Source organism: Aestuariirhabdus litorea, from assembly GCF_003864255.1.
In the GTDB taxonomy this organism is placed as follows: domain Bacteria; phylum Pseudomonadota; class Gammaproteobacteria; order Pseudomonadales; family Aestuariirhabdaceae; genus Aestuariirhabdus; species Aestuariirhabdus litorea.
On record NZ_QWEZ01000002.1, the window covers coordinates 672,948 to 694,737 of the forward strand.

At 57.3% G+C, this 21,790-nt stretch carries 17 protein-coding genes; all 17 read left to right on the top strand.

Translation table 11 applies throughout. The annotated features are described in order from the left end of the window. The first annotated feature begins 23 nt into the window (after positions 1-23). The 17 genes from D0544_RS13180 (at position 24) to D0544_RS13265 (ending at position 21,701) form a co-directional block, all read left to right on the top strand. On the top strand, positions 24-2,126 hold the full coding sequence (locus D0544_RS13180) for an acetate--CoA ligase family protein (RefSeq protein ID WP_125016880.1): 2,103 nt from the start codon (positions 24-26) through the stop codon (positions 2,124-2,126). A 15-nt stretch (positions 2,127-2,141) separates the two neighbouring features. Beyond that, a complete protein-coding gene (locus D0544_RS13185; RefSeq protein WP_125016882.1) occupies positions 2,142-2,936 on the top strand; it encodes an enoyl-CoA hydratase in 795 nt (264 codons plus the stop codon). Positions 2,937-2,986: 50 nt separating this feature from the next. Beyond that, complete coding sequence (locus D0544_RS13190) at positions 2,987-4,405, top strand: aldehyde dehydrogenase family protein (protein WP_125016884.1); 1,419 nt, start codon at positions 2,987-2,989, stop codon at positions 4,403-4,405. A 99-nt stretch (positions 4,406-4,504) separates the two neighbouring features. Further along, positions 4,505-6,448, top strand: a complete 1,944-nt coding sequence (locus D0544_RS13195) for a TRAP transporter permease (RefSeq protein ID WP_125016886.1) — start codon at positions 4,505-4,507, stop codon at positions 6,446-6,448. 138 nt (positions 6,449-6,586) lie between these two features. After that, on the top strand, positions 6,587-7,573 hold the full coding sequence (locus D0544_RS13200) for a TAXI family TRAP transporter solute-binding subunit (RefSeq protein WP_125016888.1): 987 nt from the start codon (positions 6,587-6,589) through the stop codon (positions 7,571-7,573). Between the two features lie 766 nt (positions 7,574-8,339). Then, the gene (locus D0544_RS13205; RefSeq protein WP_125016890.1) at positions 8,340-9,464 is read left to right on the top strand and encodes a Fic family protein; all 1,125 of its coding nucleotides are present in this window, start codon (positions 8,340-8,342) and stop codon (positions 9,462-9,464) included. 784 nt (positions 9,465-10,248) lie between these two features. Next, complete coding sequence (locus D0544_RS13215; RefSeq protein ID WP_125016892.1) at positions 10,249-10,704, top strand: archease; 456 nt, start codon at positions 10,249-10,251, stop codon at positions 10,702-10,704. A 231-nt stretch (positions 10,705-10,935) separates the two neighbouring features. Then, positions 10,936-11,658 carry a 4Fe-4S dicluster domain-containing protein gene (locus D0544_RS13220; RefSeq protein WP_125016894.1) on the top strand — a complete coding sequence of 241 codons (723 nt, stop codon included), beginning with the start codon at positions 10,936-10,938 and terminating at the stop codon, positions 11,656-11,658. 12 nt (positions 11,659-11,670) lie between these two features. Next, positions 11,671-12,543 carry an NrfD/PsrC family molybdoenzyme membrane anchor subunit gene (nrfD, locus tag D0544_RS13225; protein WP_125016896.1) on the top strand — a complete coding sequence of 291 codons (873 nt, stop codon included), beginning with the start codon at positions 11,671-11,673 and terminating at the stop codon, positions 12,541-12,543. Between the two features lie 15 nt (positions 12,544-12,558). Further along, the gene (locus D0544_RS13230) at positions 12,559-15,219 is read left to right on the top strand and encodes a molybdopterin-dependent oxidoreductase (protein ID WP_207905880.1); all 2,661 of its coding nucleotides are present in this window, start codon (positions 12,559-12,561) and stop codon (positions 15,217-15,219) included. Positions 15,220-15,229: 10 nt separating this feature from the next. Beyond that, positions 15,230-15,997 carry a TorD/DmsD family molecular chaperone gene (locus D0544_RS13235; protein ID WP_125016898.1) on the top strand — a complete coding sequence of 256 codons (768 nt, stop codon included), beginning with the start codon at positions 15,230-15,232 and terminating at the stop codon, positions 15,995-15,997. A gap of 12 nt (positions 15,998-16,009) precedes the next feature. Beyond that, entirely contained in the window at positions 16,010-17,146 is a 1,137-nt protein-coding gene (locus tag D0544_RS13240; protein WP_125016900.1) for a glycosyltransferase family 4 protein, read from the top strand. Beyond that, positions 17,143-17,562, top strand: coding sequence for a methylglyoxal synthase (locus D0544_RS13245; protein ID WP_125016902.1), 420 nt, complete (start codon positions 17,143-17,145; stop codon positions 17,560-17,562). Before D0544_RS13240 ends, D0544_RS13245 begins: the two co-directional genes overlap by 4 nt. After that, on the top strand, positions 17,559-18,725 hold the full coding sequence (locus D0544_RS13250; protein WP_125016904.1) for a 4Fe-4S binding protein: 1,167 nt from the start codon (positions 17,559-17,561) through the stop codon (positions 18,723-18,725). Before D0544_RS13245 ends, D0544_RS13250 begins: the two co-directional genes overlap by 4 nt. Positions 18,726-18,981: 256 nt before the next feature. Continuing rightward, the gene (locus tag D0544_RS13255; RefSeq protein ID WP_125016906.1) at positions 18,982-20,055 is read left to right on the top strand and encodes an Mrp/NBP35 family ATP-binding protein; all 1,074 of its coding nucleotides are present in this window, start codon (positions 18,982-18,984) and stop codon (positions 20,053-20,055) included. Then, positions 20,052-20,981 (top strand): Mrp/NBP35 family ATP-binding protein, encoded by a 930-nt coding sequence (locus tag D0544_RS13260; RefSeq protein WP_125016908.1) that lies wholly within the window; start codon positions 20,052-20,054, stop codon positions 20,979-20,981. The genes D0544_RS13255 and D0544_RS13260 overlap by 4 nt, the downstream gene beginning before the upstream one ends. Before the next feature lie 12 nt (positions 20,982-20,993). Then, complete coding sequence (locus D0544_RS13265; RefSeq protein WP_125016910.1) at positions 20,994-21,701, top strand: hypothetical protein; 708 nt, start codon at positions 20,994-20,996, stop codon at positions 21,699-21,701. The last annotated feature ends 89 nt before the right edge of the window (positions 21,702-21,790 follow it).

A 21,790-nucleotide genomic window follows, 5' to 3' on the forward strand; every position in this document is an offset into this window, starting at 1 on the left:
TAAAAATAACAACGAGACCATTTATGTCCAGCCATTTCAGTTTACAGGGCTTTTTTCACCCCGCATCGGTGGCAATCATCGGCGCAAAAGATGATCCCAACAGTGTTGGGGGCAGGCCCATCTTCTACATGCGCCGGTACGGCTATACCGGACGTATCTATCCGGTCAACCCGAAACGGGTGCACGTTCAACAGTTGACGTGTTTTCCCAACCTGAACAGCCTGCCCGAGCAACCCGATCTGGTCATCATTGCTGTGTCCGCCGAGCGCGCACTGACCGCGGTTGAAGATGCCGTTCGGGCGGGCGCTAAATCCATCATCATGATGTCGTCAGGCTTTGGGGAAACTGGTGAGGCCGGTCGTGCTCTCGAACAGAAGATTATCCGCATGGCTCAGGCGGCAGGGGTTCCCTTGATCGGACCCAATGCTCAGGGGATTGCTAACTTCAGCAACGGGGCCATTGCCAACTTCTCCACCATGTTTATGGAGATAGAGCCCGAGGATGGCCCTATCGCCATTGTCAGCCAAAGCGGTGCAGCGAGTGTGATGCCCTACGCCCTACTCCGCCAGAGAGGTATCGGCGCCCGTTACCTGGCCGCCACCGGCAATGATGCCGATATCACCAGCAGTGAGCTTTTGCTCGCGGTGCTTGAAGACCCGGAGATCAAACTGGTGCTCCTCTATCTGGAGTCCATTAGAGAGACAACTGCGCTTGCCAGCGCCGCCGAAAAGGCCCGCCGCAAAGGCGTTGCTATAGTCGCGCTCAAATCCGGCACCAGCTCCCGCGGTATATCGGCGGCCAGTAGCCATACCGGCGCCCTCGCCACCGAAGATGCCGTTGTCGATGCCTATTTCCGCCGTCACGGCATATACCGGGTTAGTGACATCAGCGAACTGGCCGCCGCAGCGGAGCTTTACCTCAGTGGACGGTCTCCGGGGAAGGGCCGAGTTCTTACTATGAGCCATAGCGGTGCGGTGGGGGTTGTTTGTGCCGATGCAGCCGAACAGATGGGGATGGATTTCGCCGACCTGTCCGACGACACCGTTTGCGGGTTGCGCGACATCATGCCCGCCTTCGGCGCCATTCATAACCCGCTGGATCTCACCGCAGGCCTGCTCAGCGATGGGTCCCTGTTTGGACGCGCATTGGAACTACTCTGCGATGATAGCAACATTGATGTCATCCATATCGGAATGCCCGTCGCGGGTCCCGGTTATGATGTTAATGGCTTTGCACAAGCTGCTCGAGCAGCCAGCGATCGTAGCGGAAAACTGATCCTGGTATCCGGCCCCCAGCTGTCGGTGCTGGACCATTTTAAGACGCAAGGCATTCCCACTTACCAGGGCGATGTCGAAGCATTGGGTCTGCTGCACCAGTACATTCAGCACCACCGACTCCTTCAGCAACAAATACCGCAGGCGGTTACGGTCACCGAGCTGGCGATGCCTGCCACCACACTGCCCTGCCTTAGCGAGGCAGACAGCCTGAAGTTGATGACCGACCTGGGTATTCCAGTAGTACAACATGCCCGCTGCCATGACCTTGACCGCGCCTTGACAGCCTTTAGCCAGATCGAAGGAAAGGTGGTTCTCAAGGCTTGCTCTCCAGAGATACCCCACAAATCCGAGTACAACCTGGTCTGGCTCGGCATCGAATCGCAAGAGGCTCTGGTGGAGGCATTCAACGCGTGCCACATCAAACTACGGCAGTTGGGTTTCCCGGCCGACGTGATTGTGGCCCGTCAGGAGTCGGGCCGTCGCGAAATCGTTCTGGGGGCCAGGCGAGATCCAGTTTTTGGACCCGTAGTACTGATTGGCGATGGCGGGAAATATCTCGAAGTCCTCAAAGATTACCTACTGCTGACACCCCCCTTTACCGCTGTCGAAGTGCTGGACGCCCTTCAGCAACTGCGCATCTGGCCAATATTGCAAGGGGTACGGGGAGACCAGCCGGCTAACCTTCAGCGCCTTTGCGAGGCAGCGGTGCAACTGGGTAACTCACTGATCGCAACACCGGCTATTGAGTCCGTGGACCTCAATCCCGTATTGATCCGCCACGACGGTGAGCTCGTTGTTCTGGACGCCCTGGTTACACGGGCCCCCGAACCCACCAATAGCGATAACTGATAAAAGGAAACAGTCATGGCGAGTGAATTGACACTGAACATTGAAAACCGGATTGCGACCATCTCCCTCAACCGGCCAGAGAAGTTGAACGCGCTGACCACCGATGGTTTCTTGGAGTTCTCCTCCTCCCTGGAAGCCCTTTCCTATGACCCGGACGTCAGCGTAGTGGTGGTCACCGGCCAGGGGCGAGCCTTCTGCGCCGGTGGCGATGTAGCTGCCATGGCAACGGGTGAGGAGTTCACCGAAGCCACCCTCGAGGGGCGGGCACAGACACTGCGACGGGCAATGGAGTGCGCCCGCTTGCTTCACGAAATGCCCAAGCCAACCATCGCAATGCTCCGGGGAGCCACTGCGGGCGCAGGCTTATCGATTGCGCTTTCGGCAGACCTGCGGATCGCATCTACTAACTGCCGCCTATTGACGGCTTTTAAGGATGTTGCTTACTCCGGCGACTTTGGCGGCAGTTATTTCATGACGCAACTGCTGGGCCCTGCCAAGGCTCGCGAACTGTACTTTCTTTCACCGCGCCTCGACGCTAATGAGGCGTTACAGCTTGGCCTTGTCAACCGCGTAGTCGAAGATGAAGCGCTCGAGTTGGCGACTCAAGCACTAGCCGCTGAACTCTCGAGTGGACCGACCATGGCCTTCCGCTACATGAAGCGCAACCTGAATGCAGCGGAAACCTGCACGTTGGCTGAGGTTATGGAGCTTGAAGCCTGGAACCACACTCGAACGGGAATGACGGAAGACCACCTTGAGGGCGCTCGGGCCTTCGTCGAAAAGCGCACACCCACCTTTAAGGGCATCTGATCACCCACTGACGCACTGAGTTGGTTAACAAGCCCTGGAGATTAAAAGATATGTTGCAATACAACACCTTATACATAGACGGCGCCTGGGTCCCGTCCCACGGAGCCTCGGTTATCAACGTTGAGTCGCCCTCAACGGAAGCCATCATCGGGAGCATCCCGGAAGGAAACTCGAGTGATGTGGATCAGGCCGTTCTTGCTGCACGGGCAGCCTTCGAGAGCTGGTCCAGCATGGCAACGGAGCGGCGTGCTGAGTACTTGCAGAAAATCCATGAGGGGCTCAACGCACGTAAGGATGAGATCGCCCGTACTATCAGCAATGAAATGGGTATGCCGCTGAAACTGGCGGGGTTGATCCAAGCCAGTTTGCCCATCGCAACCTTTGGCATGTATGCCCAAAAAGTACGAGAGTTCTCGTTCAGCGAAAATATCGGTCACTCGCTTGTAAGCCGGGAGGCGGTCGGGGTCGTCGGTTGTATCACCCCCTGGAACTACCCGCTGCATCAGATTGCAGCCAAGGTTGCAGCCGCCCTTGCGGCCGGTTGCACTGTTATTCTTAAGCCTTCTGAAGTGGCTCCGCTGAACGCTTTCATTCTGGCCGAGATCATTGATGCAGCACAGCTTCCGGCAGGGGTATTTAATCTGGTGACCGGATACGGCCCCGTGGTAGGTGAAGCGCTCGTTACCCACCCCGAGATTGATATGCTCTCCTTCACTGGATCCACCGCCGCTGGTAAGCGAATTGCGGCCCTGGCGGCAAGTGATGTAAAAAGGGTGGCGCTAGAGTTAGGAGGGAAGTCCGCCTCGGTGCTTCTCGAGGATGCCGACTTTCCCAAAGCAGTAAAGGCAACAATCAATAACTGCTTCCTCAACTCAGGTCAGAACTGCAATGCCTTCAGCCGCATGCTGGTACCGGAGGGTCGCTACGCAGAAGTAGCCGCTCTCGCCCGGGAGATAGCTGCAACATTCACCGTCGGAGACCCCTTGGGAGACAGCGCTAAGCTGGGCCCGGTGGTGACGGCAAACCAGCGAGAGAAGATACAAGAGTACGTAGGCGCCGCAATCGAAGAGGGGGCTGAGTTGCTCGCCGGAGGTGATGGCCAGCCGGAAGGGCTACCTACAGGTTACTATGTCCGGCCCACCATTTTCGGCCGGGTCGACCCCGATTCAGCGCTGGCGCAGGATGAAATTTTTGGCCCGGTGCTGGCGATCTTGACTTACCAGGACGAAGCCGAGGCTGTACGCATCGCCAACAATAGCCGCTACGGCTTGGCGGGTGGTGTATGGTCCCAAAGTGAATCCAGGGCGATGGAGGTTGCACGGCAACTGCGCGCCGGCCAAGTCGATATTAATGGTGCCCGTTTTAATCCCGAGGCGCCCTTTGGCGGCTTCAAGCAGTCTGGCTACGGCCGAGAACTGGGCCGCTTCGGAATGGAAGAGTTTTTGGAGTACAAATCGATTCAGCATTGATGGCCTATAACGCCAAACCATGAAGCACTAAGAGCTGGAGTCTTGCGCCGAGGCTTTTACTGCCCCTGAATAACCACAATAAAAACCAGGAGTATCGCCATGAAGCACTTGCTGCTCAGGCTGGTAGCTGGAACCAGTGATGAAAGTCGGTCTCAAAACATGGCCCCCAAAGAGATGTGGGGGATTGCCATTACCATGACAGCCATTGCGATGGGTCTATTCCATCTCTACTACAACAGCTATGGCTACCTGCTTTCCATACAGCTTCGCGCCGCTCACCTAGCCTTTATTCTCGCTTTAGTGTTCCTCATCTATCCGCGCCGACGGGGGAGCCCAAAGGCAGCGCCCTCCTTGCTTGACCTGGGTATGATAGCCGTCGGGGCGGGGGCCTCCCTGTATATGTTCTTCATGTACAACGAGTTTGCCACCACCGGCCGCCTGCCAGACCAGTTCGACCTTGCGATCGCCCTGTGCGGCATCATGGTTTTGTTTGAGGCCTGTCGTCGCACCATAGGCTGGCCGCTGGTCATACTGTGCGCGTTATTTCTGCTCTACGCGGCCTATGGTAATCATGCTCCAGGCCCCTTCCAGATAGTGCCCTTCTCATGGGAGCGAATCATCTACCAGATGTTTTATACCGAAACAGGAATCTTCGGTATCGTGCTTGGCGTGTCTGCAACCTTTATCTTTATCTTTATCCTGTTCGGCGCATTTTTGGGCGAAACAAAGTCATCTGAGTTTTTTAACGATGCCTCCCTGGCGATGGCCGGCCACCGACCCGGGGGGCCGGCCAAAGTGGCCGTACTCGGTAGTACCATCATGGGCACCATCAGTGGAAGTGCGGTCGCCAATGTGGCGACAACCGGCACCATCACTATTCCATTGATGAAGCGTGTCGGTTACCCGAAGCACTTTGCCGCCGCTGTCGAGGCGGTTGCATCCAGTGGCGGTTCGATCACTCCCCCCATCATGGCCTCCTCCGCATTTATCATGGCGGAGATTCTGGGTATCTCTTACGCCAACGTTATCAAGGCCGCCCTGATCCCTGCCATTCTTTACTACCTGAGCCTCTGGGTCATGCTCGATCTGCGTGCTCGAAAAGCCAATCTCAGGGGGCTGCCCAAGGACGAGCTACCCATTCTAAAAGAGATCTTGCTTGAGAAAGGGCACCTGCTCATCCCTGTGGCTGCCGTTATCTGGATGTTGGTCAGCGGTCGTACCCCGCTCTTTGCAGGCATTTGGGGCATAGGGTTAACGGTTGCGGTCAGCTATCTACGTAAAAGCACTCGAATGACCGCAGGAAAAATCGTCAATGCACTGCGTGACGGTGCCATAACCGCTCTCGGCCCAGCCGTAGCCTGTGCCATTGTCGGCATTATCGTTGGCGTCTCTTCAATGACCGGCCTCGGGCCGATGATGGCGGGCAACATTATTGATATATCCGGTGGCCTTCTGATCCCGGCCATGGTGATGACGATAGTGGCCTCTATCATCCTGGGCATGGGTTTGCCAACCGCCGCCTGCTATATCACGGCAGCTACGATCGCGGCCCCCACCCTCATTGAGTTGGGGGTACCGGATATAGCCGCCCACCTCTTTGTGCTCTATTACGCGGTTCTTTCCGGCATCACTCCGCCGGTGGCTCTGGCCGCTTTTACTGCGGCCGGTATTGCCGACGCTTCAACCAATAAAGTTGCGCTCACCAGCTTGAAGTTAGGTGCTGCCGGTTTCCTTGTGCCCATCGCCTTTGTGATGTCACCAGAGCTGCTGTTGATCGATACAGGGCATGGTCTGTTCCACCTCACACTCACAGTGTTGACAGCGCTGATCGGAGTTATTGCTGTTGGTGCGTCCCTGGAGGGTTATTTGCTCTGCGTGCTCAGCCCGCTTGAGCGGTGTTTGATGGCGGCCAGTGGGTTGATGCTGATCCTGGGCGGCAGCCTTAGTGACACCGCGGGAGCTGTCTGCTTGGCGATAGTTCTGTTGATACAGCTTACAAAGTGCCGCCAGCTCAAGCGTTACCAATCCAGCGAGGCCGGTTGAACCCCATGGCCAACCGCTGCTTTCAACCCCGTTCCAGTCACCACACAGGAGAAACATCCGAACCCTGAAATGCATCAGTGCTGAATATTAGGCACACTCATATCCATTAATAGTTTTGTCGTGATTAAGGAGATTACAATGATAAAAATTAAAAATACGATCACTCAGCTGTTTATATCCGCTGCCGTTCTCGCTGTTCTGTCGACACCCTCTGTTGGTAACGCGAAGGAGTTTGTAAAGATTGCAACGGGTAATGTCGGGGGAACTTACTATCCAGTGGGCGTAGCTATGGGTAAGCTGTTTAGTGACAAACTCCCGAACGTACTGTCTTCGGCCATGTCCACAGGAGGTTCAGTAGATAATATTGGCCTGCTGAGATCACAAGAGGCCCAGATTGCTATTCTTTCAGCTAAAGTAACCCACGATGCCTACAACGGCGCTGATCAGTTCGAGTCCAAGCCATTCAATAAGCTGCGCGCAATCACCGGAATGTGGCCTAGTTTGCAACATGTGGTCGTCTCGAGGTCAATCAAAAGCTTTGATGACCTTAAGGGGAAAAAATTTGTGGTGGGTGCGGCACGCAGTGGTACCGAGGTAGATGCCCATGCAGTGTTAACCGCTGCCAATCTTTTTTACCGCAAAGAGGATGGAGCCCAGCTCAATATTGAGCCGGTATACGTCAACTATGGAGAAGCCGTCGACCTGATGAAAAACGAACAGGTAGCTGGCGGTCTCTTTGATGCAGCGCCTCCTGGCGCAGCCATCTCCGAGCTCCTGGCCTCAGGTGATTTCCATATCCTTCAGCCAAGCGCTGAGCACTCCTCAAAGCTCATTGAGGCTAACCCGCTGTATAGCAACTATGTCGTTAAGGCTGGCACCTACCCGAATCAGGAAAACGACCTGACTTTGTCCGGATATCCTGCGGTGCTGGTCACCTCGACAGATGTCAGTGAGGAACTTGCCTACGCTTTAACAAAGACTCTGTTTACGAGTCTGCCCAGGATGCACAAAGCCCATAAAGCAACCCAGTTTATTCATCCCGACACGGCAATGAAGGGTATAAGCATCGAGTTCCATCCTGGCGTTGTTAAATATTTTAATGAGCAAAAAACTGCAAGCCAGTAAGCTATTGCCTAGAGATAAACCCTGACTCCATTTGTCCCGACATGGGTTAGTCCAAGTCGGGATTTTTTATTTATCGTCGGAAAAAAATTGTGTTCAAAAGGCTAATTGATTGAGAGGCCCCAAAAATTTAATACCAGACTGAACGTGAATTTAGGCATAGTTTGCATAGTTTTTATCGATATGGACGATACGCTATGTGATTATCGAGGAGCATTTGAGCGTGACTGTTGATTTGCATCCGAAACTGACCCACTAACACCCGATATTTGCATCGAATTTTGACCCACGTTAAACCCCTCCCTGCAATCAATGATGCAAGGTTGCCGGAATAGGGCAGAATAAATAACCGAAACAAAGACCAAAATCAGGCCATCAGGGTGGGTCAAATTTAGATACAAACCCTGGGTCAGTTTTAAGTGCAAATCAACACTGTGATACCCGCCTCAATTCAGACCGAGTCGCCCTGTTACTGGATGACTATTTTGAAGGGGGCTGTGCGTCAAATCGTGACGTGTAGAGTGGGCGCAGTGAATTTCTTGCTAGAGCTATCTGCCCACTGTACCTGGACTGCGGACGGTGTTGCAGTGGTTGTGTACTGCAACGAGGGGAGCGGCCATGAAGGGGCAAGATATTGTAGTGCTGCTCGAGCTGGAATGCCTGAAGCAGCAGCAAAGCGATCCACCATGCGGTGAATAGTGTCAACATTCACCGCATAATGTGCGGCGATTGACTTGCGCAAGCGGAGATTGCGCCCCATAATCTCCGCATGAATAGCGGTGATTGCAACTACATCTGGCAGACCAGCGACTGGCCGGCCTGGCACTTCGACCTGGCGGCGCTGGCTGAGCCAATGGCTCAGGTCAGTCGTGCCCAGGGTCTATTGATGGGACGCCTGGCCGACGTGGGCATGGCCCTGCGCGCTCAGGCAAGCCTGGCAGCGCTGACCGATGACGTGGTCAAGACCAGCGAGATCGAGGGGGAGCAGCTCAATGTCGAGTCCGTGCGCTCCTCCATCGCCCGCAGGTTGGGCGTCGATATCGGCGCGCTCGCTCCGGTCGATCGCCACGTCGAGGGCGTGGTCGAGATGGTGCTGGATGCCACGGCCAACTGCCAGTCACCGGTAACGCGGGAGCGTCTGTTCGGCTGGCATGCCGCACTGTTTCCTACCGGCTACTCCGGGCTCTCCAGGATCAAGGTCGGCGGCTGGCGCGACGATGCCACCGGCCCGATGCAGGTGGTGTCCGGCCCTATCGGCCGCCAGCGGGTGCATTTCGAAGCACCGCCGGCCGATCGCCTCGAGGCCGAAACCAGCCGTTTCCTCGATTGGCTGAATGGCACAAAGAACGAACCGCCGCTGCTGAAGGCCGGCCTCGGCCATTTGTGGTTCGTCACCCTGCATCCGTTTGACGACGGCAATGGCCGTATCGCCCGTGCAATTGGCGACCTGTTGTTGGCGCGCGCTGACGGCAGTCCGCAGCGCTTCTACAGTTTGTCGGCGCAGATCCAGCGCGAACGCAAGGCTTACTACGACATCCTGGAGAGGACGCAAAAGCGGTCGCTGGACGTCACCGAGTGGCTCGCGTGGTTCCTCGACACGCTTCATCGCGCGGTTGACCAGGCCCAGCACAGGCTGGACGGCGTCCTGACGAAAGCGCGGTTTTGGCAGCGCTGGGCGACCACGCCCTTGAACGAGCGGCAGCTGAAGTTGCTGAATCGACTGCTTGATGGCTTCGAAGGCAAGCTCACCAGTAGCAAGTGGGCATCTATCGCCAAGTGCTCGCCGGACACGGCACTGCGTGACATCAACGACCTGCTCACTCGGGGTGTGCTGCGCAAATCGGATGCGGGTGGGCGCAGCACCAGCTACGAGCTGAATGATCTGTCCGAGTAGCGGCGCTTCCTGGAATTGCCTTGGCTAGCGGGCGGAACAGCGCCTTCATGGACTCCTGCCAACTCATTCGGAAGGAGACCAAGATGGACGTCGCTCACCTCAACCAAAAACAACTCGCTGCCCGCTGGAGTATCAGTGAGGCCGCCCTGGAGCGCTGGCGCAGCGGCGGTGACCTTTCCCCCAAGTAGCTGAAGTTTTGCGGGCGGGTGCTCTACCGGCAAGCTGGCATCAAGGCCTACGAGGAGTCGTGGGCAAAGCAGTACAAAGCCATCTATCGTCTCTTTCGTAACGCTTAGGAGTGTCTGTCAGATGGCGACTACCAGATCGTAGCCGGCTGACCAAAGAGCACGATGGCTAGGCCATTATCTGCGGTTGGTGAAGACCGGTCCTGTTGGTTAAAAATGATAAAATATCATCTCTGCATGGTGCGGTGCCTGGGACCGATAGCGATCGAGATATTCTTGGCTTCAGTCAGTATTGATCAACCTTATCAGGCAGGGGCTAGAGAACAGACAATTAAATGCAAATAGGGCAGTGATCAAAACCATTTACAAATTTGCATTTCAGGAATTCCGGTTTGAGACAAGATAGTGAGGCGGATCGGTGTTAATTGGAGCGGCGAAAAAAGCGGTGTTTGCCCGTAACCTATTGAATTTTAGTGATTATGTCGATTTAAACCGCTTCAGATCTTATGCCGGCCTGCTATCCGGAGGAGCTAGACAGGTTGCTAGCCTCGCGATCTGTCCCTACTGTTTAGTAATCTTTCATTGCAAGGAAAAGTACGTTGGCCAGGTACGCATTTATCGAAGAGCCCAAAGGCGGTGTCGGCATGGAGATCATAGCCGAGGATGAGGAGTCTATTTGTAACGCCGCTTTTGCCGCGCTTTGTTTGTATTGCTGGGAGCCGGAAAGCGTTGATGAACATGATAGCGTCGAGATTGCCTGGTATGGGTTCGACCTGCGAACCGCTATCGTTGGCCTACTGTCCGAGGCCCTGTTCCGGATGGAGAACGATCAGATCGTGTTCAGGCGTTTCGAAACGCTGGCTATCGAAGAAGTCGATGATCTGGACGACCGGCATCGTCGCAAGCAGATCCGCATCAGTGGACGCGCTTATGGTGAACCTTACGATCCCGGCAAGCATCGGCGGCGCTTTCCCGTCTCTGCAGTGGTGCTGACTCACCTGCGTCTAAAGCCCTGTAACGATGGGTTGCGTTTCTATTGTGTTCTGGACGCTTGATCCGCGAAGTTTACGCAGCATATCGCTCAGCTGCGTTACCAGACGGTAACCGTACAAAAACTACGTGTTACCTACAGGTAACTTTGCGAGGTGCGGGAAAGTCATTTGTTGTGATTTTTTTTCTATATAAAACAAAAAGTTAAGTAAAAACCTTTTGGTTGGCATGGAAATAGCTGAAACCCTATTCAGTATCAGGCTATTCCGTAACAACAACCAAGAGGGTCTTACTTCATGGCTATCGGTTTGCAAACAGAGCCGTCCCTCGGGGTGCCAGGCAAGAAGCGCTGGGCTATGGTCATCGACCTGCGCCGCTGCATCGGTTGCATGGCATGCGTGTGTGCCGACAAGGCAGAATACGATGTTCCCCTGGGCGTTTGGCGCACCATCGTCAAAGTCAAAGATACTGGTGCCTATCCCAATACCCGCCGCCACTTTATGCCGCGGTTGTGCAACCACTGCGACAACCCACCCTGTGTGCGTAACTGTCCGACGGAAGCCACCTACAAGCATGAGGATGGTTTTGTCCTGCAACGCTATGAGCGATGCATCGCCTGCCGGACTTGTATCGCTGCCTGCCCCTATAACGCTCGTCACGTGCTGCCCACCAGTCGCACCAACGTCAAGGTTGGCGGCGTAGTTGACAAGTGCACTTTCTGTAATCACCGGGTGGAGAAGGGGTTGGTGCCGGCTTGTGTGCAAACCTGTCTCGGTCGCTCGCGCATCTTCGGTGACCTTAACGATCCGAACAGTGAGGTAGCGCGCCTGGTGGGTCGTCACAAGACGGTCACCCTCAAGCCAGAAAAGGGCACCGCACCACAGGTTTATTACATCAAGCCGGATCGTGGCATCACCGAGCAGTTGTTTGCTGCTCCCGAGTCCTACGCTGCCCGCTCTGATGCCGAGGCATTCTTCAAACATAACCGCGGCAGCCGATTCTTTGCCGGCGTTCTATAGGGAGCACTCATCATGTTTGAGTACATGCAATACAACATCTCCCCATGGGGATGGGAACTGTCGCTTTATTTCTTCCTGATCGGCATGACGGCGATGAGCTTTGTTTTAGTTGCGGCGCCGGCCTACGTATCCGGGTTGGGCGGGACAAGCAGCGACAACCTGCGCCGCCCGGTGGCGCTGTTGACGCTGGTGTTGCTGGCGGTCTGCGGCGCTCTGTTGATTATGGACCTGGGGCAACCCAGTCGTTTCCTCTATCCGCTGATCTATTTCCATGCCAGTTCGCCATTAAGCTGGGGGGCGTTGTTCTTTGTGGTTTTTGGGGTCTCCGTGATGGGCTATCTCTATGCCGCGTCCTTGGGAAAAACAGGCCTCCTCAAGCCCTTCGCCATCCTGGGATCGGTTTTCGGAGTCTTGCTGCCGCTCTATACCGGTTGGGACTTGATGGCGCAGCAGGCGCGTGAACTCTGGCATTCCCCCGGTATTCCGTTGCTATTCGTGGCGTTGTCTGTGACTTCCGGTGCGGGTTTGACGGCGTTGGTGGCCATGGTGACTGGAAATTTGGATGAGCGCTTTGTCATTGTACTGCGCTATGTGCTGATTGGGGGGTTGCTGGTCACACTGATGGCGTTCGCGGCCGAATCGCTGCGCATGGCCTACGGCTCCGCAGAGGAGCAGCAAGCATTGGCGATCATCAACGGCGAACTCTCTACCCGGTACTGGATACTCGGGTTTGCGGTGGGAATTGTTGCACCGCTGGCGGTCGTACTCTTTGCCGGACGCACACCGATGATGATCATGCTGGCGGGTGTGCTAAGCACGGTCGGTGCCTGGGCACTGCGCGACGTGATTTTAGTGGCAGGCCAACTGCCCATGAGCTTTTATTGATTGGGAGTCGAAACCATGATGGATTCAGCCAAACTGAACCGGCGCAACTTTCTTAAGCTAGGCAGTGCTGCTGCCGGTGCCTCGACCCTGTCCAGCAGTCGCCTAGTGGCAATGGAACAGGAACAGGGTGGCAAGGACTACTCCGCCGTCTCCGGAGCCGAGCGCGAAGCTGTCCCTTATACCTGTATGACCTGCAATATTGAAGACGGTGGTGTGGCTTACGTCGAGAACGGCCGGGTGGTTAAACTGGAGGGGAACATGGATCACCCCAACACCCGTGGCAAACTCTGCGCTAAGGGCAACTCCGGTTTTCTGCATATCTATGATCCGGATCGGATCATGACTCCGCTGCTGCGTACCGGTAAGCGCGGAGAGGGCAAATGGAAGCGGATCTCCTATGATGAAGCCACCACGCTGCTGGCCGAGAAGCTGCGAGTGGTGATCGATCGTGCCAAGGCCGAACATAAGCCTGAGGTCCTCAACGAGATGGTATTCAAGTGGGGGCGGGATCGGACCGGTGGTGCGGTGAAGCGTTTTATGCACGCGCTCGGCTCCAACGCCATGCTCAATCACACCAATATCTGCGAGTCCTCCAAGAAGGTGGGTCTAGAGCCGACCTGGGGGCCGGATATCGAATCCTGCGACTGGGCCAACACCAAGTATATCCTCAACTTCGGTTCCAATATTTTGGAGACCGCCTACTTTATGAACCCCAACGCACAACGTTGTGTGGATGGCGTGGTGGGCAACAAGGCCAAGATCGTCACCTTCGACGTGCGGATGTCCAATTCTGCGGGTTGGTCGGATGAGTGGTTTGCTCCCTTCCCGGGCACCGATGTGGCAATCGCCCTGGCGATGGCGCATGTGATCATGAACGAGGGGCTAGCCGACGAGCAGTTTATCGCCGACTGGACCAATGTGGAGGTGCAGCAACTCAAGGACCATCTCAAGCCCTACACTCCGGAGTTCGCGGAGCAGGAGTCCGGGATGAAGGCGAGCGATATTCGCCGAATCGCGCGGGAATTCGCGACCACCAAGCCAGCCACCACTTTCTCCTACCGCGGCCCCTGCAAGCATGTTTACGGTGCCTATCAGGAGGCGGCCATCAATATGCTTAACGTCATCACCGGCAACATTGAGGTAAAGGGGGGGTACTGCCTGCCGCGGGGGATGGGCTGGCCGCAGCCGGAGCCGGTTCCGCCTGCCGGTGCAACCGCCAGCGAGATCGCCGCTCCACCGGAATATCCGCTGGCTTCACATGCAGTCTCCACCCACGCACCTTACATGATCCGCAAAGGGCGGGCGAAGGTAGCTGTGTGGATGCATTACTACGACAACCCGGTGTATACCTATCCTTCCAGCCATGTCTGGGAGGATCTGCTCAAGGATGAGCAGGCGGTACCGTTCCTGGTCTCCTTCAGCCCCTACATGTCGGAGACCACCGAGCTGTCGGACCTGATCATTCCTGATGTGACCTATCTCGAGCGCCACGATCCGGAGTCCATGCCGAGCGGATTGTATCCCTGCCTGTCGATTCGCCAGCCGGTAATCAAGCCGCTGGGCGGCACCCAGGAGTTCCGCCAGACCCTGATCGACGTGATTCGCAAGGTGGATCCGGATGGTTCCTTGGGGATCAAACAGTATTTCGCCTTCAAGGACTCTGAGGCGTGGATGCGGGCGCACCTCGACAACATCCCCGGCCTCAAGGAAGCCGGAGGTTGGGACTACATGAAAAAGAAAGGTGTGTGGCCCATTTACGGCAAAGTGGACCCGGTTACCGCCAAGATCGTCGACAAGAACGGCAACGAAGTTGATCCTGGCTACGGGCTATATAAAGGGGAGTTATCGGCCGCGGAGATGGCCAGCGCGGTGGTCGGCGATGATAACCTGATCCGCAAGGACGGACACGCCATCGGTGTGCATGTGCGCGGAAAGAACTACAAGGGATTCGGTGGCGAGACTCCGAAGATCAACCTCTACAAGGAGAGCTACAAGAAGTACGGTTTCAATCCGCTGCCGGTTTACAAGCGCCTGCACGCAAGGGATAAGAAAGCCAACGAACTGGTGCTCACCACCTACAAGGTCAATGTGCATACCCAGAGCCGTACCGCATCGGTTAAGTACCTGGCTGAGCTCTACCACAAGAACCCAGCCTGGATGAACCCTAAGACGGCAGGGGCACGCGGCATCAAGGATGGCGATCTGATTCGGGTTAGTTCCAGCCTGGGGTACATCGTTACTCGCGCCCACGTGACTGAGGGGATTCACCCCGACGTTGTCGCGATCTCCACCGCTTGTGGCCACTCTGCCTATGGACGGCTGGCTCAGCTTAAGCAACAAGAGGCTGACGCCGACTGGATGCTCGGTGGAGACCCCGATATCAGCAACAACGTCTGGTGGAACGACAAGGGCGTTCATCCCAATCCGATTATCAAGCTGGCGGTAGATCCGATAGGCGGATCACAAGGCTGGTACGACACAGTAGTCACGGTAGAAAAGGCCCAGCCCGGTGATAAGTACGGTGATGTTAAGGCCAGTGTTGAGGAATCCATGAAGGATTACGAAGAGACGCTGCGCTATGCCTATGTAGGCGACCTTCATCGCGCTAACCACAAGGAGGTGGATATCGACTGGGATAGCCTGCCCAAGCCTACCGTACATGGCGGTGGACACTAGGAGGTAGCCAATGCTCGGAATACAACAACAAGATCAATCCGAACAAAGAGACGGTGCGCAAGCTGCCCCTGTCATCGACGAGCGCCTGATGGAGCTGGAAGCGCAGGCAGGGCTGTACCGCCTGTTCGGCCGGCTACTGGAAGGCGAGGTAGACTTCGAGCTACTCGCCCTGTTGCGGGGGCCACTGCGTCAACCGCTGGCTGACGCCGGCGTGGTGGTTTCTCCCGCCTTTTTTGAGGCGCCGGCTGAAGCACTGCTTGAAGCGTTGGCTGAGGAGTACACCGGGCTGATGGTGGCTCCGGGGGCGATGATGCCTTACGCCTCGGTTTTTGAGACCGGACGGATGTTCCAGGAGCCTGCGGACAGGGCGCTCGCAGCCTATCATGAGGCGGGTTGGGGCTTTCGTAACCGCCTCAGCGGTGAGTTTCCTGACCATGTTGGCGTTATGCTCTCCTTCTACGCCCTGCAGCTGCAGGCGGAGCAGGACGCCTTAGCCAGTGGCGCAGAGGAGGAAGCCGAAGCGATGCGAACCCGCGCCGACCGCTTTATGGTCGAACAGCTTGGTCGCTGGGCACCGGGTTGGTGTCGGCTCGCGGCCACAGCAGCGCTACACCCCTTCTACCAGCAGCTACTGACCCTGATCGGTCAGTTGTTGTGGGAGGATGTGTGCCTGCGCGTTTCCCACCGTGAACGGCTCAAGGAGCTGGCCGAACTAAACAACCGCGAACCGCCTCGGCTCGACTATGATGCCGACTTCCGCAAAGCTTCGGGTCTTTAACGGGAGGTCTGGATGCGGATTCTGCTGGTAGAGGGAACCGGGAACGGATTTCTGTCCCATTACGCTCACGCCTTGGCACTTGGCCTTAGCGATGCCGGGGCGCAGGTGCGTCTGCTCTCCAGCCAGAAGGCTGAGTTGGCGGATCAGCCACTGCCGTTGGAGGTGGCATATCGACTGCCGACGGGGCGGTTCGCCTGGCGGCAACTGCGCCGCGAAGTCATCCTCTATCAACCGGAGATCGTGCACTTGCAGTGGGTGGGTCACCCACTGGCAGCGTTGCGTTTTGTTCTTTTCTGTCAGCGTCGTAAGGTACGAGTGGTCTACACCCCGCACAACCTGCTGCCGCACCGTAACCGCTGGCTGAGCCAGCCGCTCTATCGTTGGCTCTATCATCGGGTCGATAAGGTAATTGCCCGAGATGCCCATATCGCCTGGGGTCTGCAGGAACTGCTGGATATGACCAGCGAACGGTGTGCACTGGTTCCTGGGAGCCCCAATCTAATTTCCAATCCGCAACTGCCACGCAGACTTCCGCTAGCGGTTGCGGCGCTGCCAGCTGCGTCTCTGCGACTGCTGCAGTTTGGTTACGGCGGGCTCAAAAAGGGCACATCGGCATTCATCGAAAGCTTGCTGGCGCAGCCGTGTCTCGATGGCGTGCAGCTGGTGCTGGCAGGTGAACGCGCGCTGGCGGGGGTTGATCCGCAGCTACTGGAGAAACTGCGTGCCAGTATCCCTGTGGTGGTGATTGATCGCTATATCAATACCAGCGAAGCCGCCGCTATCTTCGACCATGCTGATCTGTTGCTGATGCCTTACCAGATGCAGTGTCACAGCCCGGTGCTGGATCTCGCCCGTGCTCTTGATCGCCCGGTACTGCGCAGCCACCTGGCAACCCATCCCGATTTTGTCGATGGCCTCCACGGATGGAGTTACCCGGCTGATCAGCAGGGCGCGCTGACCGCTGAGCTGGCCCGTTTGATTGCCAACCCTGGGCATGTGAAGGTGTTGCACCGTGGGCAGGGGGCCCAGGAGGAGTCGAGGCTGCTGGCGCGGTTGGTGCGTCAGCATCTAGGCATCTACACAGAATTAGTTCGTGCTCCCGTTGGCGCAGTGCGTCCAGAGGTGGCCTCTGTGGCGGGGGGACTATGAACAGCGCACAGACGATCATATTGATCGCCCATGAAGCCAAAACCCAGGAGCTGATCAAACTGATTCAGAAACGTTTGCCGGTGTTTGAACACTACCGACTGCTGGCGACCCAGGAGACCTCTGAAGCGATCAGGCAGGCGACTGAGCTGGAGGTGACCGGTATGTTCTCCGGTCGCAAGGGCGGCGAGATTCAGCTCTGCGGGCTGATCTGCAGCAACTGCATTCGCGCCGTGTTCTTTATCCGCGATCCGGTCAACCCAGGCTTTGATGAGCCAGACATCAACCCCTTTTACCGCGCCTGCGACCTCAACAATGTGCCCATGGCCACCAACATGGTTGGTGCCGTGGCGCTGTGCCACTGGCTTGGCCGGCGTTTGGATGAGGAAAAGCCCCAGCTGCGTAAGGTGAATGCATGAACGCAAAGAGCGGCTTTGATCAGGCGCGTATGACCCTGGACGGTAACAGTCTGCAGGTGGATGTTGAATTTTGCATCAACCTTCGTTCCCGTTTTGAGCTGTGTAGCCGCTGCGTTGATGTCTGCCCCTCCGATGCGATTCAGGTCAGCATCGACGCGGTCGAGGTGGATCGCGAGAGTTGCCAGAACTGCGGCGCCTGCAATGCCCTGTGCCCAACTGCAGCACTTACGCTGAGCGGTTTTGATCCGCAGCGGTTTGCGGAGTCGGTCAGCGGACTGGAGGAGGTGCATCTTCACTGCCGGGAAAGCCGTGATGGCGGGGGGGGGGTGATTATTCCTTGCCATCACCTGCTGGATGCGGAACTGATAGTCGGAGCTGGCGCGGAGCGGGTCAAAAGCTGGGCACTGCATGGCCTTGATCAGTGTGAACGCTGCCTGCGTGGAGATGCCCGCGAGCACTGTGCAGCGCTCGGTGAGCAGTTGCAGAACTGGTTGGGGCCGGCCATGGCATCCAGGTGGCAACTGCAGCCGCAAGAGAAAGCCGACGGCGAGCGCCTGCGCGAAGATCAGCAGCGGCTTAGCCGGCGCGGTTTCCTCGGCTTTGCCAGTGCGCGGGGTATCGAGGAGGCGATCCGCTGGGTAGTGCCGGAATCGAGTACCCCTGCATCGCTGGACACGTTGCCCTTCTATCAGCAGAACACGCATCCACAGGCGCCGCGTCCTTATCGTGAACTACTTAATCGTGAGCGTGGGCATCTCAGCTGGAAAGAGGGGGCTGAAACACCTTGGCGTCAACGACATATCAGCGAAAGCTGCACACTCTGCGGTAGTTGTGGCTCTCGTTGCCCGACCGGTGCTCTTTTGCATTTAGAGCGCAACGGTATGGTGGCACTGGGCTACCAGAGCGACCTCTGCACCGATTGCGGGCTCTGCGAACAAGTCTGTCCGGTAGATGCGATCCGCGTGTCGGAAAAAAACACACCTGCGGCAGTGGTAAGCGATCAGCGGCAGTTGCTGATTCGGCGTAAACAAACAACCTGTAGCAACTGCGGTCACCCTTATCTGCCGGCCCTGGATCGGGCGGTTAGCGAGACCGAGCTATGCCCAAGTTGTGCCAACGAAAAGGCGCTGGACGATGACTGGATGGCGATGCTGGGGGAGTAGTGCGCGCAGTGGTTGTTATTACGCTCATGCTCGCCGGAGGAGGGTATTGGTGCTGGCGTCAACCTCAAACGCCGGCAGGGCTGTTTGAAGTGCGCTGTAGCAGTTGCCATGCGCTGCCTGTCGCAGAATTGTGTCGTTTTCCGGAACGCTTGCGCCCAGGGATTGTGGATGTAATGCGTCAGAACCAGGGAGCCGATGCAGAGATCAGTCCGAAAGAGGCCGCGCAGTTGCGTATCTATCTGAAGGAGGCGTTTAGATGTCCATGAATGCTCAACATGGTTACTCCGCTCTCGAGCAACAAGCGCTGGAGCAGTTGGCGGCAATGGCGCTGAGTCCGAGTGGCGACAGCCTGCTCGCAGGCAGGCAGGTGTATGACGTGGTGGAGACCGACGGTGTACTGCGCGTTTTTATCGACACCGAGCGCACCAGCGAACCGGAGCAGGAGATGCTTGCCGAAGTCCTTGCCCCTGCACTGAAAGCGATTCAAGGGGTGCAGCGGGTAATCGTCAAGCCGCGTCCCATGTCGGTCAGCAACGGCAAGCGTATTTCCGGCGTATCGCGAGTGGTCGCCGTGCACAGCGGCAAGGGTGGTGTGGGAAAATCCACCCTCACGGCGGAATTGGCGCTGTTGCTGGCGCGCCAGGGCATGCGTGTTGGTGTACTGGATGCAGACATCTACGGCCCCTCCGCTCCCATCCTGTTTGGTACCCACGGCGCAATCCATGAAACTGCCGGCAAAATGACACCGCTTGAGGCGCATGGGGTGAAGCTGATGTCACTTGGCTTTCTGCTACCCGACGATCAGGCGCTCATATGGCGGGGTTCACTGGTGGATTCTGGCCTGCCACAGTTCTTCAGTGATGTGGCGTGGGGCGAGCTGGATATTCTGCTGGTAGACCTGCCCCCCGGCACGTCCGACGTGCATCTGGCCGCGCTGCAGGCGTGCGAATTCGATGGCGTCATCACCATCACCGCCCCCGGACAGGTGTCGCTGGATGACGTGCGCCGAGGTATGGAGATGTTCGCCGATCTTGCCGTTCCCTGCCTCGGGCTGGTGGAGAACCAGTCCAGCGTGTTGTGCGTCCACTGCGGCACCCTGAGTCCGCTTTTTGGTAGCGAGGGAGGGGGGCTGCTGGCGGAGAAGATCGGCCTGCCGCTGCTGGCGCGGCTGCCCTTTGATCCAGCGTTGGCGGAAGCCGCCGATGAGGGGCAGCTGGCTGAAGTCCTGCGGGACGACCACCCTCTCGTGACTGCTCTGCAACCCTTGCTGGAGCGCCTGAAAGGGTTGCTGCAACGTAAGGCCCAGACGAATGCGGAGGTGCTGCAATGAGCTGTTCCGACCAACCCGCTAGCTGCATCCCGCTGACCGACGTCACCGACAGCGGTATCGACACCAGTGCGGTCGCCCCGGTGCCCAATATCGACGATATCGTGCTGGTCGCCAGTGGCAAGGGTGGGGTAGGTAAATCGACCGTCACCGTCAATCTGGCGGCCAGCCTGAGCCAGCAAGGTCTGAAGGTTGGCATTCTCGACGCCGATCTCTACGGTCCCTCCATCGCGCGGATGCTGGGCATCGGTGATGGCTTGGCTAGCGATGAGTCGGGGTTGGCAGTGCCCGCCCAACACCATGGCATTGCCGCGCTTTCGGTCGCATCCGTGATGCCGCCGGAGGCAGCACTGGTGTGGAAAGGGCCTCTGGTGAGCCAGACTCTGACACAGATGTTCCGCGACGTGGCCTGGCCGGAACTGGATATTCTATTGGTGGATCTGCCGCCCGGTACCGGCGATGTGCAGCTGACTATTCTGGAGCAGATTCCCATCACCGGCGCCGTGGTGGTTACCACACCACAGAAGCTGGCGGTGACTGATGCACGACGGGCGGTGAGCCTTTTCCACGAGCTGGATATCCCCGTATTTGGCCTAGTGGAGAACATGACCGGCTATGTCTGCCCCTGCTGCGGCGAAACTCAGCGTCTCTATCCGGGCGGCGCGGCCAAAAAGCTGGCTGCGGAGCGCTCCATCTCTCATCTGGGCAGTCTGCCCCTTGATCCGGTTGCACAGGCGCTGGCCGATAGCGGCACGCCGCTGGTGCTGGGTGCGCCGGAGAGCGCGACAGCAACCGCTTTTGCCGATCTGGCCGCGAAGGTTCGGGACGCGATTTCCAAGGAGAGGGCCTACCGCGCCTATATGGCTCGTGAGGGTCAGGCGGCGAATGGTCAGGCGGTACAGCTATGGGAAAAACTATTGGATGAGTGAGCAGAGGTTGGTATGAATCGGCACCCCGTTTATCTGTTTGTCCGTGATGAATTGGCGGAACACCCGGAATTGAATGCACTGAGTGGCTGTAGCGGCTGGATCGGCGATCCCCCCCTGAATTCCAAATTGGCTGAGCAGGCCGCATTGGCCGCTTGTTGCGGGGAGATTGAGCCGGATTTCAAGGGGTATCGGGTTGTTGATGCAGATTGTGGCCTGCCCGCCCGCAGTGAAATCCAGCCGCTGATCGTCCGGGTGGAGATCCGTCGCCCTGCGCCCAACTTCAGCCTGAACCGTTCCCAACACGGTAGCGGATTTCTATTCTATGCACCCGATCCGGCATCTCTGACCGGTTATCGTATCAATGGTCTGGAGGTTGGCCTGCGCCAGTGGTTGAGCGAGCTGGACTGCGAGCGTGTCGCCGGCGTGTGGCTCGATTGCCCAGAAGCCGAGGCAGAAAAGCGCGGTCTGGAGCTCGATGCTCTGGTGCTCGCCAGAGAGGTATTTGACGGTCTGTTGTGGCTTTCCGGTGGTGCCTGGGAAACGCGCCATATCGACAACTTGCTGCGTGAGGGTAACTGTGATGCGCTGGTGCTGGAAGCGGATCGCTTTCTGGCCTTGGGCGGCGTTGAGCTGGTGCGTAAGCTCAATCCCCCCGAACAGATACCGCTGGCAGTGGTGGATGACACCGTTGCTGGGTCTTGTCAGCGTGAAGCGGGTTAGTCGCTCTTGGAGTTGGCTGCTGGTCAGCGTTACAGCGCTGTCGGTAAATCTGCTTTGGGCTGAAACCCAGCCGACGTTTATTACCCCTG